The sequence below is a fragment of the Streptomyces sp. NPDC048671 genome (assembly GCF_055587045.1).
The window spans coordinates 50,782-67,298 of record NZ_JBVJHB010000019.1 but is presented as its reverse complement, the minus strand read 5'-3'; the positions used below and the strand labels follow the sequence as shown (position 1 = coordinate 67,298).

Sequence of the window (16,517 nt, the reverse complement as noted above, 5' to 3'; positions counted from 1 at the left end):
CCACTGCCGGACCCCGCGTCGCCGCCGTTACGGCCCTATCCGGGTGGCGGCTCCGGCTCGTCGAGCGCCTGTTCGGACCAGATCACCTTGCCGCGTTCGGTGTAGCGGGTGCCCCAGCGCTCGGCGAACTGGGCGACCAGGAACAGCCCCCGCCCGCCCTCGTCGGTCGTCGCCGCGTAACGCAGATGCGGCGAGGTGCTGCTGCAGTCCGACACCTCGCAGATCAGGGCCCGGTCGTACAGCAGCCGCACGGTGATCGGCTCGGTGCCGTAGCGGATGGCGTTGGTGACCAGCTCGCTGAGGATCAGCTCGGTGACGAACCCCTCCTCGTCGAGACCGTGGTCGGCGAGCCACCGGGTGGCCTCCTTGCGGACACCCGAGACGGCCGAGGCGTCGGGGGCCACCTCCCACTGCACGCGCCGGGCCGGGTCCAGGGTGCGGGTGCGGGCCACCAGCAGGGCGACGTCGTCGCCCGGACGGTTGGGCAGCATGGCCTCCAGCACGTCGTCGCAGGTCTCCTCGGGCGTCCGGTCGCGGTCGGCCAGGGCCCGGCGCAGCTGCTCCAGGCCGTCGTCGATGTCCCGGTCGCGGCGCTCGATCAGCCCGTCCGTGTACATGACCAGACGGCTCCCCTCCGGCACCTCCAGCTCGACCGTCTCGAAGGGCATCCCGCCGATCCCGAGGGGCAGACCGGCCGGAATCTCGGGGAACTCGACGGTGCCGTCGGGCAGCACGAGGGCGGGCCCGGGGTGGCCGGCCCGAGCCACCGAGCAGCGCCCGGTGACCGCGTCGTAGATCGCGTACAGGCAGGTGGCCCCGGTGACCGCCACGCCGCCGTCGGTCTGCTCGTCCTGGTCGATCCGGACGACGAGTTCGTCGAGGTGGCCGAGGAGTTCGTCGGGCGGCAGGTCCAGCGTGGAGAAGTTGTGCACCGTGGTGCGCAGCCGGCCCATGGTGGCCGCGGCGTGCAGACCGTGTCCGACCACATCGCCGACGACCAGGGCGACGCGTGCGCCGGACAGCGGGATGACATCGAACCAGTCCCCGCCCACCCCGGCCTGCGCCGGCAGATAGCGGAAGGCGACGTCCAGGGCGTTCTGCTCGGGCACACCGCGCGGGAGCAGGCTGCGCTGCAGGGTCACGGCCATCTCGTGCTCGCGGGTGTAGCGGCGGGCGTTGTCGACGCTGACGGCCGCGCGGGCCACCAGTTCCTCCGCGAAGGACAGGTCATCGGCGCCGAAGGGTTCCTCGTTCTCCGCACGCCAGAAGTTGGCGATGCCGAGGATGACACCGCGCGCGTGCAGCGGTACGGAGAGCAGCGAGTGGAATCCGTGCTCCAGGATTCTCGCGGACTGCTCGGGGTCGGCCTGCCGCCACTGCTCGGACGTGGTCAGGTCGGGCACCATCCAGGTGTGGCCGGCGCTGCTGCCGATGGACTCGGGGCCGGTGGGCACGAACCCGATGACGCGGCCGAGCGGGTAGAGGGGGTGGTCCGTGCCGGTGCCGGAGACGGCGGTGCGGCGTACACGTATCACGTCGCCGGAGGGCGTCTCCGGTTCCGCTCCGCGCAGCACCGCGTCGGCGACGTCGACCGTCGCGCAGTCGGCGAATCCGGGGGCGGCGACCTCGGCGAGCTCCCGTGCGGTCGTCGCGACGTCGAGGGTGGTGCCGATCCGGGCTCCGGCGCGGTACAGGAGCGTCAGACGCTCCCGTACGGTCTCCGCCCGGCCGGTGACGGCGCGCAGCTCCGTGGTGTCCCGCAGGGTCGCCACGACGCCGGGTGGCCCGCCGCGGTCCCCCGTGGGACGGAGGTTGACTGCCAGCAGCCGGTTCCCGGCCGGCCGCACCTCGTCCGTGGCGACCCGGCCGGAGGCCAGCAGTTCGGCGGTACGCGGCTCCAGCCCCAGGTCCGTCACGGAACGGCCCTCCGCGTCGGCGGGCAGCCCGAGGAGTCTTCGGGCCTCGTCGTTGGCCAGCAGCAGCCGGTGTTCGGGGCCGATGATGAGGACCCCTTCGCGGACCGCGTGCAACACCGCGTCGTGGTGCTCGTACATCCGGGTCATCTCGGCCGGACCGAGGCCGCGCGTCTGACGTCCCAGCCGTCGGCTCACCAGGGCCGCACCGCCCGTCGTGAGGGCGAGAGCGGCCACCGCGGCGCCGATGGCGAACGGGACACTGGGGTTGGCCAGCTTGTTGACGGTCTCGACCTTGATGGACACGGACACCAGTCCGGCGGGCATGCCGTCGGGCCGTGGCACGGGCACCACCGAGACGACGGCGCGGCCGCGGCTGCCCGTGTAGGTCCGGGTGAACCCCTTCCCGTTCAGGGCCTCCCTGTACCGCGGATCGACCTTTGTCCCGATCCGCTGCAGGTCGGGGTCGGTGTAGCGGATTCCGTCGGTCCCGGTCACGACGATGGACTCGACTCCGGTCTCCATCCGGGTCTGTTCCGCGTACGGCTGGAGCACCGAGGTGGGCTCCGGGCCGTCCAGTGCGGCGACGATCCCCGGGGCGTGGGCGAACGCCTCCGCGACGCTCAGCGAGCGGGCTCGGGCCTCGTTCATGCTGTCGCGCCTGCCCTGCAACACCAGCGAGACGATCGCGGCGGCGATGAGCAGCACGACGATGCCAAGCATCAGGAAGAAGACCTGGCCGGCCACGGTGCGAAGGCTGAAAAGGGCGCGCAGCCGGTTCCCCGGTGAGGACTGTTTCACGTCCGAGCCGGAGGGCGCGGGCCGGTCACCACCCGGGCGTCCGCCATCGTGCCGATGCGGCCGCCGGGCGGAGCGGTGAAACCACGCCCGGAACCGACCTGTACCACACACATCTCTAGGTTTAACACGAATTGCCGGGGCCGGAATGCGGAGCGGGGCCTCCTGTGCGGGACCGGGCTGCCCGGTGGGGCCGGGTGGAGCCGTTCCGATCGGGTGACGCGGCTCCCGCCGGTGCGCGCCCGTGCCCCGGTGCCGGCGGCCGCCGGGCATGATCCGGAGATGGTGCCTGTGTTCCTGACCAAGGCGGTCGAGCTGCTGCTCGGCCGGGAGGGCCGTTCACTCCACCTCAAGGCGGTGGGCTGGGCGACGGTGCTCCTCGGTCTGACCCTGCTCGTCGGCTCCTGGGCGGTGCTCGTGGCGGAACAGCACGCCGGCCACGCCACCATCACCAGCTATCCCCGGGCGCTGTGGTGGTCGGCGGAGACCGCGACGACCGTCGGGTACGGCGACTTCTACCCGGTGACCCTGTGGGGCCGGATCGTCGCCGTCGTGGTGATGGGGGTGGGCATCACCACGTACGGAATGGTCACGGCGGCCCTCGCCACCTGGTTCGTGGGGCACGAGCAGAAACGCCGTCACCGGCTCGCCGCCGAGGCGGAGCGGACCGCGCGCCATGTCCGGGAGGAGACCGCCCAGGTCCTGCACGAGCGCTTCGACCGGATCGAGCGGCTGCTCGCCGACGCGGGCCACGGACCGCCGCGGTAGGCCGGGAGCGGTGGGCCGGGAGCGGTCACGGAACGCGATCACCGGCCCGCGGGGGTGTGAACGGCGTGGGTCCGGGCATAGGTCGGGTGACCGACAGGAGGTGGTGGCAGTGGGCCGCATCAGGGTTGTCAGACGTCCCCAGCTTCCGTCCCGGCCGCCGCCGCTCGATCTGCGCACTCCGTCGGGGCGTCCGCTGCCGTACTGACTCCGTCTTCGCCTCCGTCGCCATCGGGGCCGCACTCCGTGCGGCCCCGATCCGCGTTGCGGCGGCCGCGCCCGAGGAACCGAAAGCCCACACCTCGCACTCATGATCACCCTGCCGCCGAGCGTCGCGAACCGGCAGGATGTCGGTGCACACGGCCGCCTTCCCCGGGCGGCTCCGGCCGTCCCAGGAAAGGGCTCCCGATGCGGGAAGCGCACGCAGAACAGTCCCCGCCGGACGAGGAGCCCCACGGCCGCTCCGAGGAGGCCCAGGTGATCGTGGTGGGAGCGGGGCCGGCCGGCTCGTCCGCGGCCTTCCACCTCGCCCGAGCAGGCGTTGACGTGCTGCTTCTGGAGAAGTCGGACTTCCCCCGGGAGAAGGTGTGCGGGGACGGCCTCACGCCGCGTGCGGTGCACCAGCTCATCCGGATGGGCGTCGACATCGACGCACCGGGCTGGACGCGGTCGCGCGGGATGCGCTGGGTGACGGGCGACCGGCAGGTGCAGATCGACTGGCCCGCGCTGGGCGGCTACCCCGACTTCGGGCTCACCCGCAGCCGCCACGACTTCGACGACATCCTGGCCCGCCACGCCGTTGCCGCCGGGGCCCGGCTGCGCACCGGCGTCAAGGTGACGGAACCGGTGACCGACCGGGCCGGACGGATCACCGGCGTGAGCGCGGTGTCCGGGACGGCGGATCCGGTGGTGCACCGGGCGCCGGTCGTCATCGCCGCCGACGGCGCCTCCGCCCGGCTGGCTCTCGCGATGGGGCTGCAGCGGGACACGAAGCGCCAGATCGCGACGGCGGCCCGCCGCTACTACCGCAGCCCCGAGCGCTCCCGGGAGGAGTTCCTGGAGCTCTGGGCCGACCTCCGCTTCCCCAGGAGCGACCGCTTCCTGCCGGGGTACGGCTGGATCTTCCCGATGGGGGACGGCCGCGTCAACGTCGGGCTCGGCGCGATTCCCCACCGCCGCCACGGCAAGCCCGATCTGCGGGCCACCCTGGACCAGTGGCTGGCCCGCACACCGCCCGAGTGGGGGCTCCGTGAGGAGAACGCCGAGGGGCCCGTCCGCAGCGCCGCGCTGCCGCTGGGCCTCAACCGTCATCCGCTGTACACCCGGGGCCTCCTCCTGGTCGGCGACTCCGGAGGCATGATCAGCCCGTGGAACGGTGAGGGCATCGGCCAGGCGCTGGAGGCCGGGGAGGTCGCGGCCGAGAGTGCCGCGCTGGCCCTGGCCATGCCTTCGGGCCCGCGGCGGGAGCGGGCGCTGCACCATTACCCGGTCGAGATGAACCGGCGCTGGGGGCGCTACTACCGGCTCGGCAACACGGCCGCCGATCTCGTCTTCAGTCGGTCGGGGTTCCAGCCCGTCCTGAACCGGTACGTGATGGGCTCGCCGTTCCTGCTCAACACGCTGGCCCGGCTGCTCAGCAATCTGACGGACAACCCCTCGCGCGATGTGATCGACCATGTCCTCAACACCGCGGTACGCCTCGTTCCGGCGCCGAACGCCCGCCGGCGCTGAGAGGGCCGCCGGGCAGGCCCAGGCCCGAACCGGCCGGGACGCGGCCGGTCACCGACCGCGCCCGAGCCGTTCACGGGGTGCGAGCCGCCTCGCCGTCCGCGTCGTTCCAGCGGGCGGCGAGCAGCAGGGCGATGTCGTCGGGCCGGTCCGGTGCCTGTCTGGCCCGCCCGATCACGTGGTCCGCCGTATCGGCCAGCGGGGCCGGGCCGAATTCGGCGATCGTACGGCGCAGCCGCTCGATGCCCACGTCGATGTCCGTGCCCGACTGCTCGACCATGCCGTCGGTGTACAGGGCGAGCGCCGCGCCGGGGGCCAGGTGCAGTTCGCTGACGGGGTAGGACGCTTCGGGGTCGACACCGAGCACGACTCCGCCCGACAGGTCCAGGACCTCGGCCGTGCCGTCCGGGTGGCGCAGTACGGGCTGGGGGTGTCCGGCCCGCACGGCGTGCGCGATACCGGTGGCCGGGTCCAGGACGATGTAGCAGCAGCTGGCGAACTGGCCGGGGTCGAGGTCGATCAGGAGCCGGTTGGTACCACTCATCACCTCCTGCGGGTCGTGTCCGCTGAGCGCGAAGGCCCGTACCGCACTGCGCAGTTGGCCCATGGTCGCGGCGGCCGCGACACCGTGTCCCTGGACGTCCCCGATGACCAGGGCCAGCCGCTCGCCCGTCTCGATGACGTCGTACCAGTCGCCGCCGACGTCCATGCCCTGGGTGCCCGCGAGGTAGCGGCCGGCGGTGTCGACACCGTCGATGACGGGCAGCCGGTGCGGCAGCAGGACGTCCTGGAGTCCGCGGGCGAGGGCGGCCTCCGCGTCGTACCGCTGGGCCCGTTGCAGTGCCTGGGCGATGAGGCCGGCCAGCGCGGTCAGGATCGTGCGCTCCTCGGGGCTGAAGCCGCGCGGCTTGTCGAAGCCGAGGATGCACGAGCCGACGTGCTGCCCGGAGGCGATCAGCGGCAGGAAGGCTCGGGCGCCGACATCGGCGTCCATGGGGATGCCGGGGTAGGCGGCGCCCAGATGCTGCATGGACTCGAAGAAGATGGGGCGGCCCGAGGTGAGTGTCTCCACGCCGGGGATGCGGGCGTCCAGGCCGACGCCGTCGAACCCGTCCAGGAAGCCCTTGGGGAAGCCGGTCTCCCACTCCAGGTAGAGGCGGCCCTCCTTGAGCAGGTAGATCGCGAGCTGTCTGCCGCCGAAGGCGGGCAGCAGTTCCTCGGTGACCACGGCGGACACCTGCCGGGCCGTGACGGCCTCGGTCAGCGCGATCGCCAGCGCGACCGGCCGGTAGAGCGCGGCGGAGCGGTCCGCGGGGGAACCGAGGCCCAGTCCGGGTGAGGCCACGGACCCCGGCGTGTAGGAGGGCTCCTCGGTGGGGGTGAGTACGGCCGTCAGCCCTTCGTGGCCCGGGTACAGGGAGATCGCGAGCCAGGGGGGAGGGTTGCGCCGGGCGAGGAAGTGGACCGGGTCGTCGGAGATCATCGCGGCCCGGTAGTGGTCCTCGTAGGCCGCGTTCGCGGACCACGGGAGGACCTCCCAGAGCACCCGCCCGACCAGCTCGGACCTGGCATGGCCGAGGAGCTGCTCGGCCAGGTCGTTGAGGTAGGTGATCCGGCCGAAGCGGTCCAGCGAGAAGATCCCCCGCGGCAGCCGGTCGGCCGCCTCGGGGACGACCGGGCCGATGCCGAGGTCCACCAGGAAGCCGGTCAGATGGCTCGCCGCACCGACCTCGGGCCCGGCCCCGCTGTCCCGGCGGCCCGAGACCTCCAGCAGGTGCGAGCGGCCGTCGGGTCCGCGCAGCCGCATCCTGCGCACGACTGGCCCGCCCGAACCTGCCGCCTGGCGGGCCAGGGCCCACAGTCCGTAGACGTCCTCCGGAGCCAGTTGCGCGGCCAGCGAGCCGATCGTGCCCGGGAACTCGGCGGGTCCGGTGCCGAGGATCGCGCACAGCTCGTCGTCGGCGCCGACGACGCCGGTGGCCAGGTCCCAGTCGAAGCGGCCGATCCGTACGGGCGGCGAGCTGCCGGCGGGCAGTTGCACGGGGAGCGGTTCCTCGTCCCAGCTCGGTTTCGTGCCACCGGACTCCAGTTCCGTCAGTGCGGTGCCGAGCCGTTCGGCGACGCCCCGCAGCCTGCGCAGTTCGGCGGTTCCCACCGGCTTGCCGGGGGTCGCCGGGCACAGCACCGTCAGGACCCCGACCGGTTCGCCGCCGCTGAGGACCGGCATGTACAGGGAGCCGAACGGGAACGGCAGGCCCGCCATCAGCTGCGGGTAGCGGCGCATGGCCTCCTCGGCGTCGGAGAGGTGCACCGCCTGGCCCGTACGGAAGGCGTGGGCCACCGGGAACGGGCGGTTCACATGCATCCGCCACCAGGGACAGAAGAGCGGTCCGGGCAGCCCCGCCAGTACCGCCAGCCGCAGCAGCCCCGGCGTGAGGGAGCGCAGATAGACGCCGCCCGCCTGTCCGCCCGCGGCCTCGACCCCGCTCACGACGGCCTGGGCGAGCACCAGGGACAGTTCGTCCGGCGCCCGGCCGCCCTTGAGCCTCTCGGGCACACTGCCGCCCTCGCTGAGCGGAGTACCCCGGGCCGCGCCGTACCAGGTCACTCACCCAGCATGCTCCCGCCCAGCCGTGCTCCGCACGTCAGACGGAGAGACGCTTACGACCAGAAATGCACCCTTTACACTTGTATGCGAGTCTGAAAGGCGGCCCATCGTCCGACATCCGCACAGGAGGCACGATCATGGGCAAGAAGCAGAGCCGGCACAACCGTGGCGCCCGCAGCGGCGGCCATGAGCACCCCGCGGCCACCGCGGAGCCCAAGGAACAGACGAGCACAGCGCCCGAACCCGAAGGGGTGAAGGCGATCTCGGAGCAGGTCTCGCACAGGCGGGAGCGGAAGTTCGGCCACAACTGACCTCCGGCACCACCGCCGCCGCGATCGCAAGGGAGCGGCAGCCGCCATCGATGGCGGCTGCCGCTCCCGTGTGATCGCACGAAGGCCGGGCGATCACACGAAGGCCGGGGGCCGTCGGAACTTCCGGAGCACGCCCTACCGGTCGTCGGCAGGCGGTCGGTGGTCACCGAGCTGGTCATTGAGCTTCTGCTGGGCGGAGTCGACCTGGCCGCTGTACTTGCCGTGCGTCTTCTTGTCGACGAAGTCGCCACCCTTCTCGACTCCCTGACGGGCCTGGTCCGAGTGCCCCTTGATCAGGTCCTTGATCTTGTCGAGCATGCTCATGACTGTCCTCCTCATGGAACGCTGGCCTTCCCAGCATCCATGCGATGCCCCGGTGGCGCACCCCGGGGCGGAGAGGGCCGCGACGGGCGGCGAGCGGCCGGGATCCAGGGAAGTTACTCACAAGTATGTAGTGACTTCTTGCGCGAGCGCCAGTAGAACTCGTTCCCATTCGATCGAGAGTGAGGGACGTCACATGACGGACTCAAGCTTACCCGACAAGGGATCGAGCAGTGTCTCGCGTCGCAGATTCATCGCTAGAACAAGTTTCATTCTGGGGGCCGCAGCCCTCTCCGGTCAGGCCACCGCCGCCCGAGCGGCGAGCCGCACCGCGGCCACGGTGATCGGCAGCGGGGAGCACGTCCCGGTCCTGGTGATCGGCACCGGGTACGGCGGTTCCGTGGCCGCCCTGCGACTCGCCCGCGCGGGTGTCCACGTCCACATGGTCGAGATGGGCATGTCCTGGGACACTCCCGGGTCGGACGGCAAGATCTTCGCCAACACGACGAGCCCCGACGGCCGCTCGTACTGGCTCCGCACCAAGACCAAGCAGCCCCTCAGCAACTTCCTCGGCTTCCCCATCGACAGGTCGATCCCCCGCTACACCGGAATCCTGGACGCCGAGGACTTCAGCGGCATCACGGTCTACCAGGGGCGCGGCGTCGGCGGTGGCTCACTGGTCAACGGGGGTATGGCGGTCACCCCCAGGCGGGAGAACTTCGGCACCATCCTCCCCACGGTCAACACCGACGAGATGTACTCCACCTACTACCCGCGCGCCAACGCGGGCCTCGGCGTCGGCACCGTCGACCCGGCCTGGTTCGACAGCGTCGACTGCTACCAGTACGCCAGGGTCGGCCGTAAGCAGGCCCAGCGCTCCGGCTTCCCGTTCGTCTTCGTGCCGGACGTGTACGACTGGGACTACATGGAGAAGGAGGCCGCCGGCACCGTACCCAAGTCGGCACTGGACGGCGAGATCCTCTACGGCAACAACTACGGCAAGAAGTCGCTGCAGAAGACCTACCTCGCCCAGGGCATGGCGACCGGCAACGTCACCGTCTCGCCTCTGCACAAGGTGACTTCGGTGGCCCCGGCGTCGGCCGGGGGCTACACGGTCGTCATCGACCAGCTCCGCACCGACGGGAGCACCGAGGCCACCAAGACGGTGACCGCGGACAAGGTGTTCTTCGCGGCCGGCAGCGTCGGCACGAGCAAACTGCTGACCGAGCTCAAGGCCACCGGCAGGCTCCCCGGCCTCAACGAGGAGATCGGCAAGGGCTGGGGCGACAACGGCAACGTCATGTGCGGGCGTGCCAACCACCTGTGGGACCCGACCGGCGCGGTCCAGTCGAGCATCCCCTGCGGCGGCATCGACAACTGGGACGCCGGTGGCGCCTTCGCCGAAGTCGCTCCACTGCCGACCGGGATCGAGACGTTCGCCTCGTTCTATCTGTCGATCACGAAGAACCCGAACCGCGCCCAGTTCTCCTGGAACGCCGCGACGGGCAAGGTCGACCTGAACTGGCAGGCCGCGTGGAAGCAGCCCTCCATCGACATGGCCAAAACGATCTTCGACAAGATCAACGCGAAGGAGGGGACGATCTACCGCACCGACCTCTTCGGTGTGTACAAGATCTGGGGCGACCATCTCACCTACCACCCGCTCGGCGGTGCGGTGCTGGACCGGGCCACCGACAACTACGGTCGCCTGCACGGGTATTCGGGCCTATACGTGATCGACGGCTCGCTGATCCCCGGCAACACCAGCGTCAACCCGTTCGTCACCATCACGGCACTCGCCGAACGGAACATCGAGAAGATCATCGCCACCGATCTGTGACAACGGCCCGAGCGGCAGGCCGGCCGGCAGGAGGCGGCGCACCAGCCTCCTACCGGGTGCGCCCCGGGCGCGGGCGGATGCGGACGGGCCCGGGGCATCCGGCAGCTCAGTGGCCGGGCAGCACGCACACGGCGTCGAGACCGAGTACGTGGTTGAGCCGGCCGAACGCCAGCCAGGAGCCGATGCTCATGCTCAGCTCGACGATCTCGCGCTGGCTGTAGTGCGCGGTCATCCGGGTCCAGAACTCCTCGTCCAGACCGTGGTGGTCCAGGGCGTACCGCTCGGCGTACTCCGCGGCCAGCCGGGTCCGGTCGTCGAAGGCCCCCGCGGTACGCCACTCGTTCACCGCGTCGGCGAACTCCTCCTCGACCTTTTCGCCGTCCCGTTCGGTGCGCCAGTCGAGGCAGAACAGACACCCGTTGATCTGCGCGATCCGCAGCCGGGCGGCCTCGAACTCACGCAGGCCCAGCGAGGTGTGCTGGTACACCGACAGGGAGAAGTTCGCGGCGGCCATCCCGATGCCCGGGACCATGTCGCCCCATACGTAGCCGATCGGTTCCTGGCCCTCGGGGATGTCGATGATCATGGCTGCTTCCTTCCGAGTCTGCCGGCTGCGGGGCGCAGGGGGACGTCGAGTGCGTCGTAGAGTCCGGGTTCCGCGTCCACCAGCCAGTCGATGGCGTTCACCAGCCGGCCGACCGCGGTGGCGTTGCCGCCCGCCGAGCGGTTCTCGCCCTCGTCGGTGGCCTCTACCGTGACCTCGATGCGCGGACGGCCCTCGATGATCACGCGGTGGGCACCGGCGCCGTCGGGCGGCGACGGCCAGTCCGGGGCGCAGGACGGGTGGATGCGGGTGATGTGCTCGATGACGATGCGGGGCTCACCCTCGACGATGCCCTGTACCTCGAAGCGGACCGCGCCCTGGGTGCCCGCCTCGAACTCGCCCATCGTCCGGGTGGTCACCGTCGTCTCCAGCGGCCGCCGGGCCATGGTCTCGCGGATGTCGTCGAGTTCCACGCCCAGGGCCCTGGCCATCAGCCGTATCTGTCCGCCCCACACCATCGTCGGGACGGAGGCCGCGAGCATCAGCGGCTCGTACTCCATGGGGTGTCCCATGCCGATCAGGTGGCGGACCGAGTCGGGCTGGTCGTAGGTGGAGTAGTCGAAGATCTCCTGGCAGCGGATCACGTCGACCGTGGTCCCGAGTCCGCTGATCAGCAGGGGCAGTACGTCGTTGCCCCAGCCGGGGTCGACGCCGGAGACGAACAGCGAGCCGCCGCCGTCGGCGACGGCGGCCAGGACCGGTTCGCGCAGCTCCGGCGGGGCGCCCCGCTGGTCGTAGAGCGCGTACAGGGCGGGCGTGACGACCACCGCGCCCGTCCGGACGGCCCTGGTGATGTCGGCCAGCGCCTCGTCGGGGCGGATGTCCCCGGAGGCCGCGTACACCACCGCGCCGGGAGCGGTGGCCAGCACCGCGTCGATGTCGTCGGTCGCCGCGACGCCCAGATCGCGGCCGGTCCCGGCGAGGTCGCCCGCGTCGCGGCCCACCTTGCCGGGATCATGAACAAGTACGTGCGCCAGCTTCAGGGCCGGATGGGCCTCGACGGCGCGGATGGCCGCGCGGCCGACATTGCCGGTACCCCAGACCACCGTGGAAATCATGCGGCGGAGGGTAGCGCGCGGGATGAAAGGTTCATAGTGCCATCGCCCACCCGGTTGGCGAGGGCGGCCGGGGCAGGCGCAAAGGGGTGGGAAGGAGCCGCTCGGCTCCTTCCCACCCCTGCGCCCGGCTCCTCCCGAGGGCGGAGGCGCGGTATGTCAGCAGGCCCGTCAGTAGGCCCCGAAGACGTTGTCGATCGAGCCGTACGTGGCCGCGGCGTAGTTGCACGCCGCGGTGATGTTGGCGACGGGGTCGAGGATGTCCATCGAGGTACCGGCCACGTGGTAGGCGTCGAAGGTGGGCTGGATCACCTGGAGGAGACCCTTGGACGGGGTGCCGGCGGCGGCGTTCGAGTCCCAGTTGTTGACGATCTGCGGGTTGCCCGAGGACTCGCGGATGACGTTGCGGTAGATGCCGTCGTAGCTCCCGGGGATGCCGTTCTGGGCCATCACGGCCAGCGACTCCTTGATCCAGCCGTCGAGGTCGGCGGTGTACGCCGTCGCGGCCTGTGCCGGGGCGGTGGCGGCGGTCTCCTCCGCGATGGGCGTGGCCGTCCGCTGGGAACGGTCGGCACGGTCGGTCCCCTCGGCCCGGTCGGACGACTGCGAGGCGTCGGCCGCGGACTCGGCCGAAGGCTCGGCTGCGGGCTTGGACTCAGCTGCGGGCTCGGACTCGGTCGCGGGCTTTGCCTTCGATTCGGCGGTGGGGGCCGCCTTGGGCGCGACGGCCGCGGACTTGGCGCCGATGGTCAGCTTGAGGCCCGGGTGAATCAGATCGGGGTTTCCACCGACCGCACTCCGGTTGTCCTTGTAGAGCTGCTCCCAGCCGCCGCTGAGCGAATACCCACGGGCGATCTTGGAAAGCGAATCACCGGAGATCACGGAATAGACGGTGGACTCCGCCTTGCTGACGGCAATTCCCTTGGCAGCAAGGGAAGTCGGGGCCGCCGCCTTTTCTGCGACGACAGCGTGTGCCGGTGCGGCAGAAGCCGATCCGGCCCCGATCAGGGGGAGCGCGAGAACGGCTCCGCCCGTGCTCACGGCGATGAAACCGCGGGTCAGGGAGGTGGACTTGGAACGACGGTGCTTACCCATGATGGGCATGGCTCTTTTCCTCTCCGCCGCCTGCGAGGTGAGCTGTCGGGTTCGGACTGGAGATGTCCGGCCGCACGTGATGGCGACTTCACCCCTAGCCGCTCCGGATACCGGACCGGCGGCAAACCTGGGTCCCCCGCTCCTGCCGTACGTGAGTGGGTCGGGTTACCGGACGGCGGCAGGATTCGGCGTTCCATCCGGATTGACGGTGACCGTAAGCGAGAAACACCGAGCGAAACAAGCCCTGAATTCGAGATCCCAATTGATTCGCAAGATCAATTAAAGGAAATGCTCACCATCAGACCTTCACGAGGAAGTCAACTTTCTTGGCACAACAGGGAACCGAAGCCGGACGCCCCGCGTCCGAGGCCGGAAGAGTGACGCTGACCACTGAGCCCGAAAAGGGTGATTTGCTCAACATTCATCACCTTTGGGCGACAAAAAAGGGACCCTTGATAGTAATTAGTAGCGAATCAGATTAATGGTTCAATCAGGACATCTTGACGACCTCCGCCAGGGCCCACCCCCGGCAGGAAGGTCGGATCGGTTCATCATTAATGATGGATCTAAATAGATGAACTATGGCGTGATGCGCCCGAGGACGCTCACGGCCCGGTTGCGGGACGTCCCGACACGGGCCGGCGGACACGGCCTAACTTCCGCCCTCGCGTCGGAGCCGCGCCGAAAGGTGGTGCTGGAGCGGCTGGCCGACGGCCGCGAGGTCATGGACGAATTCGAGCGTGCCGTCGTCCGTCAGGGTGTAGCGGCGACGGGTGGCGCTGACCTCCTTGGCGGTGGGAGCGAGAGCGACCTGATGAGTGGCGAGGTCGGCCGCGCCGTCGGCCGCACGGCCGGTCAGGATCTCGGCGATACCGGTGGGCTGGGTGATCAGCGCCTCGACGCGCCCGTCCGGCTGCATCCGCCACCAGCCGCTCTCCCGGGCCGACGGCCGCAGCGGGGCGCCTTCCGCGTCGATCAGCCAGGCGCGCGCCTCGTAGTGGAGGAAGGGCCGCCCGTCGTGACTGAAGGTCACCTCCTGCGCGTACCGGAACTCCTCGGCGAGCGTCGGATACTCACCGCGGCCCTGCCCGGTCCAGGTGCCCAGGAACCCGGTCAGCGGTGCGAGCAGCGCGTGCGGGGCAGGCGCTTCGTCCGGCCCATTCGCGTCGGGATACGGGTGCTTCCGGAGGGGGTCGAACATCTTGCGCGCTCCTGAGTCGGGGATGGTGCCGGTGATGGCGGCGGTGGCGATGGTGTCGGCTCGCAGCCTAGGGCCACGGGATGCGAGTGCGCCGCTTCCACGCCTTCACTCCATCTCGGATGCCCTGCGGGAGTGCGGGTCAGTTCCAGCGGTCCTGGTTGATGAAGTGGCTGAAGCCGCGCCAGGAGTTGGGTCCCATCTCGCCGTCGATGGGGCCGGTGTAGCCGTTCTGGGCGGCGAGTCGTTGGAGAGCGGCCCAGGTGTTCGTGCCGGGGACCCCGTCGATGGGTCCGGTGTAGCCCCAGTTCCGCAGGTTCCGCTGGAGCGCGGCATAGGTATTGGCTCCGGGGACCCCGTCGATCGGGCCGGTGTAACCCGACTCGATCCGCAGCCAGTTCTGCGTCCGCTGCCACATCACCGGACCGGGGACACCATCCTGCTCCGTCGACGACTTCGGCAGCCCACCACCGGACGGCGGCGGGCCGGTCGGCTCGGTGAGGTCGAACGCCCAGGAGCGGGCGCGGCTGAGGTCGACGGGGGACGCGCCGCCGGTGGAGCCCACGGACGTGTACTGATGGGCGGCCCAGTCGGGGTAGTGGCCGCCGAGGTCAGGTGCGCCGGGCCAGGTGCCGTCGTTGGCCCCCCAGGAGGCCGCCCACAGGTGGGCGCCGGCGGCGACGGTGGCGGTCCAGGTGCCCGCGCGCAGTGCGCCTGTGCTGATGTAGAACCAGGGCACGTAGCTTCCGACGCGTTCGCGTACCCGGTTGAACCAGGCGGACACATCGGCGTCGTTCCACAGACGGGTGGAGTCGTCGAGCACCTCGACGTCCAGCGCGAGCACGTCACCGACGCGGTAGTCGTGGAGGTGGTCCACGAAGTAGTCGGCCGCGGCGGTGGGGCTGAGGAAGTCTCCCGACATCCAGTAGTGGCCCACCCGCAGTCCCGCGGCGCGGGCGCCGTCGATGTGGCCGGGATACGAGGACGAGGTGTAGGGGCCCTCGGTGAGCTGGCATCCGCCGGCCTTGACGATGACGAACTGCCGTCCCTCCGCGGCGGCGCGGGCGTAGTCGATGCCGAGCTGGTTGTTCGAGACGTCCAGGCCCTCCAGGTCGGCCGCCTGGGCGCGGGGCGGGCCGGCGGCGGTCGCGGCACCGGCGGCCGTGAGTATCCCGGCCGGGGTCAGGGCCGTCGCCACGGCGGCGCGAATCAGGTCTCTCCTGCGCATGTTTCCTCCGGTTAGGGGGTGGGGCCCCAGCAGTGGACGTGCCGTGTGCCCGTCGGGGTGTGTCATGTGCTTATCAAAATCTATGCGCGTAGGTTACCGTGGCTCCGCCTCGCTCTGGCAAGTCAAGTCGTAGTAACGACAAGGGAGTTGACGTGCACAAGAACCAAGGGACCGATGACGGCCAGGGGGTTCGGCCGCGGATCGAGATGAGCCGGCGCACATTACTGCGGGGCTCGGTCACCACGCTGGGCCTGGCGGCCGGCGGCGTGCTGTTCTCGGGGAACGCCGCACAAGCGCTGGACATCTACAACCCGTTCAGCGGTTACCGGATCACGGGTACCTGGCAGGACCACCTCAACGACGGCTCGCTGGGCGGACTCGACTACGGGATGGGCGTCGGCACCGCGCTGCCGGCGGCGGGCGCCGGTGTCATCACGAACATCCCGGACAACGGTACCGGTGGGCACACGGTGACCATCACTCACAGCGACGGGTACCGGACGCAGTACATGCACCTGTCCCAGTTCTTGCTGGCCAACGGCACCTCGGTCGGCAAGGGAGGGATCGTCGGGTACTCCGGGGGCGCGGTCGGAGCCCCCGGCTCGGGAAGCTCCACCGGACCGCACGTGCACTGGCATCTGATCACGCCGGGCGGCACCCGGGTCAACCCGCTGGACTACCTGGGAGGAGGAGGCGGTGGTGGGCTGCCGAAGACGTCGACGGAACAGGATGGTGTCCCCGGTCCGGTGATGTGGCAGCGGACGCAGAACTGGCTGCGGATCGAGTCGGGTTACACCGGCCCGATCGACGGGGTCCCCGGAGCCAATACCTATGCCGCGCTCCAGCGGAACCTGCGGAACTGGGGCTACACCGGACCCATCGACGGGGTCCCCGGCACGAACACCTGGGCCGCTCTCCAACGACTCGCCGCCCAGAACGGCTACACCGGCCCCATCGACGGCGAGATGGGACCCAACTCCTGGCGCGGCTTCAGCCACTTCATCAACCAGGACCGCTGGAACTGACCCACGCCACAACCCGCGCGGAGCCGTC

13 protein-coding genes and 1 riboswitch are annotated in these 16,517 nt (G+C 70.5%); of the genes, 5 read left to right on the top strand and 8 right to left on the bottom strand.

Annotated elements, in window-relative coordinates; translation table 11 throughout:
* Window positions 1–35: 35 nt before the first annotated feature.
* Complete coding sequence (locus ACZ6S6_RS32220) at window positions 36–2,636, bottom strand: SpoIIE family protein phosphatase (RefSeq protein ID WP_362964764.1); 2,601 nt, start codon at window positions 2,634–2,636, stop codon at window positions 36–38.
* A 357-nt stretch (window positions 2,637–2,993) separates the two neighbouring features.
* Here ACZ6S6_RS32220 and ACZ6S6_RS32215 point away from each other — a divergent pair, with 357 nt between their 5' ends.
* Both ACZ6S6_RS32215 and ACZ6S6_RS32210 read left to right on the top strand, forming a co-directional pair.
* Window positions 2,994–3,479 carry a potassium channel family protein gene (locus ACZ6S6_RS32215; RefSeq protein WP_362964738.1) on the top strand — a complete coding sequence of 162 codons (486 nt, stop codon included), beginning with the start codon at window positions 2,994–2,996 and terminating at the stop codon, window positions 3,477–3,479.
* 405 nt (window positions 3,480–3,884) lie between these two features.
* The gene (locus ACZ6S6_RS32210; RefSeq protein WP_362964740.1) at window positions 3,885–5,207 is read left to right on the top strand and encodes a geranylgeranyl reductase family protein; all 1,323 of its coding nucleotides are present in this window, start codon (window positions 3,885–3,887) and stop codon (window positions 5,205–5,207) included.
* A 70-nt stretch (window positions 5,208–5,277) separates the two neighbouring features.
* Here ACZ6S6_RS32210 and ACZ6S6_RS32205 read toward each other — a convergent pair whose 3' ends face one another.
* Complete coding sequence (locus ACZ6S6_RS32205; RefSeq protein ID WP_469708381.1) at window positions 5,278–7,812, bottom strand: SpoIIE family protein phosphatase; 2,535 nt, start codon at window positions 7,810–7,812, stop codon at window positions 5,278–5,280.
* 137 nt (window positions 7,813–7,949) lie between these two features.
* On the opposite strand from ACZ6S6_RS32205, the gene ACZ6S6_RS32200 reads away from it, so the two are divergent.
* A complete protein-coding gene (locus ACZ6S6_RS32200) occupies window positions 7,950–8,123 on the top strand; it encodes a hypothetical protein (protein WP_362964742.1) in 174 nt (57 codons plus the stop codon).
* 135 nt (window positions 8,124–8,258) lie between these two features.
* Here the strand turns inward: ACZ6S6_RS32200 and ACZ6S6_RS32195 are convergent, their stop codons facing one another.
* Window positions 8,259–8,447, bottom strand: coding sequence for an antitoxin (locus tag ACZ6S6_RS32195; protein WP_469708379.1), 189 nt, complete (start codon window positions 8,445–8,447; stop codon window positions 8,259–8,261).
* A 193-nt stretch (window positions 8,448–8,640) separates the two neighbouring features.
* On the opposite strand from ACZ6S6_RS32195, the gene ACZ6S6_RS32190 reads away from it, so the two are divergent.
* The gene (locus tag ACZ6S6_RS32190; protein ID WP_469708378.1) at window positions 8,641–10,284 is read left to right on the top strand and encodes a GMC oxidoreductase; all 1,644 of its coding nucleotides are present in this window, start codon (window positions 8,641–8,643) and stop codon (window positions 10,282–10,284) included.
* 106 nt (window positions 10,285–10,390) lie between these two features.
* On the opposite strand, the gene ACZ6S6_RS32185 is transcribed toward ACZ6S6_RS32190, so the two are convergent.
* From ACZ6S6_RS32185 to ACZ6S6_RS32165, 5 genes are all read right to left on the bottom strand, one after another.
* Entirely contained in the window at window positions 10,391–10,870 is a 480-nt protein-coding gene (locus ACZ6S6_RS32185) for a carboxymuconolactone decarboxylase family protein (RefSeq protein WP_362964748.1), read from the bottom strand.
* Window positions 10,867–11,946, bottom strand: coding sequence for an NAD(P)H-dependent amine dehydrogenase family protein (locus ACZ6S6_RS32180; RefSeq protein ID WP_362964750.1), 1,080 nt, complete (start codon window positions 11,944–11,946; stop codon window positions 10,867–10,869). The genes ACZ6S6_RS32185 and ACZ6S6_RS32180 overlap by 4 nt, the downstream gene beginning before the upstream one ends.
* A 168-nt stretch (window positions 11,947–12,114) precedes the next feature.
* Entirely contained in the window at window positions 12,115–13,047 is a 933-nt protein-coding gene (locus ACZ6S6_RS32175; RefSeq protein WP_469708375.1) for a transglycosylase SLT domain-containing protein, read from the bottom strand.
* 3 nt (window positions 13,048–13,050) lie between these two features.
* A riboswitch (cyclic di-AMP (ydaO/yuaA leader) is annotated at window positions 13,051–13,239 on the bottom strand.
* Between the two features lie 451 nt (window positions 13,240–13,690).
* Window positions 13,691–14,239, bottom strand: a complete 549-nt coding sequence (locus tag ACZ6S6_RS32170) for a heme-binding beta-barrel domain-containing protein (RefSeq protein ID WP_469708374.1) — start codon at window positions 14,237–14,239, stop codon at window positions 13,691–13,693.
* A gap of 139 nt (window positions 14,240–14,378) precedes the next feature.
* Window positions 14,379–15,464 carry a GH25 family lysozyme gene (locus ACZ6S6_RS32165; RefSeq protein WP_469708372.1) on the bottom strand — a complete coding sequence of 362 codons (1,086 nt, stop codon included), beginning with the start codon at window positions 15,462–15,464 and terminating at the stop codon, window positions 14,379–14,381.
* A 152-nt stretch (window positions 15,465–15,616) separates the two neighbouring features.
* On the opposite strand from ACZ6S6_RS32165, the gene ACZ6S6_RS32160 reads away from it, so the two are divergent.
* A complete protein-coding gene (locus ACZ6S6_RS32160; RefSeq protein WP_469708370.1) occupies window positions 15,617–16,489 on the top strand; it encodes a peptidoglycan DD-metalloendopeptidase family protein in 873 nt (290 codons plus the stop codon).
* The last annotated feature ends 28 nt before the right edge of the window (window positions 16,490–16,517 follow it).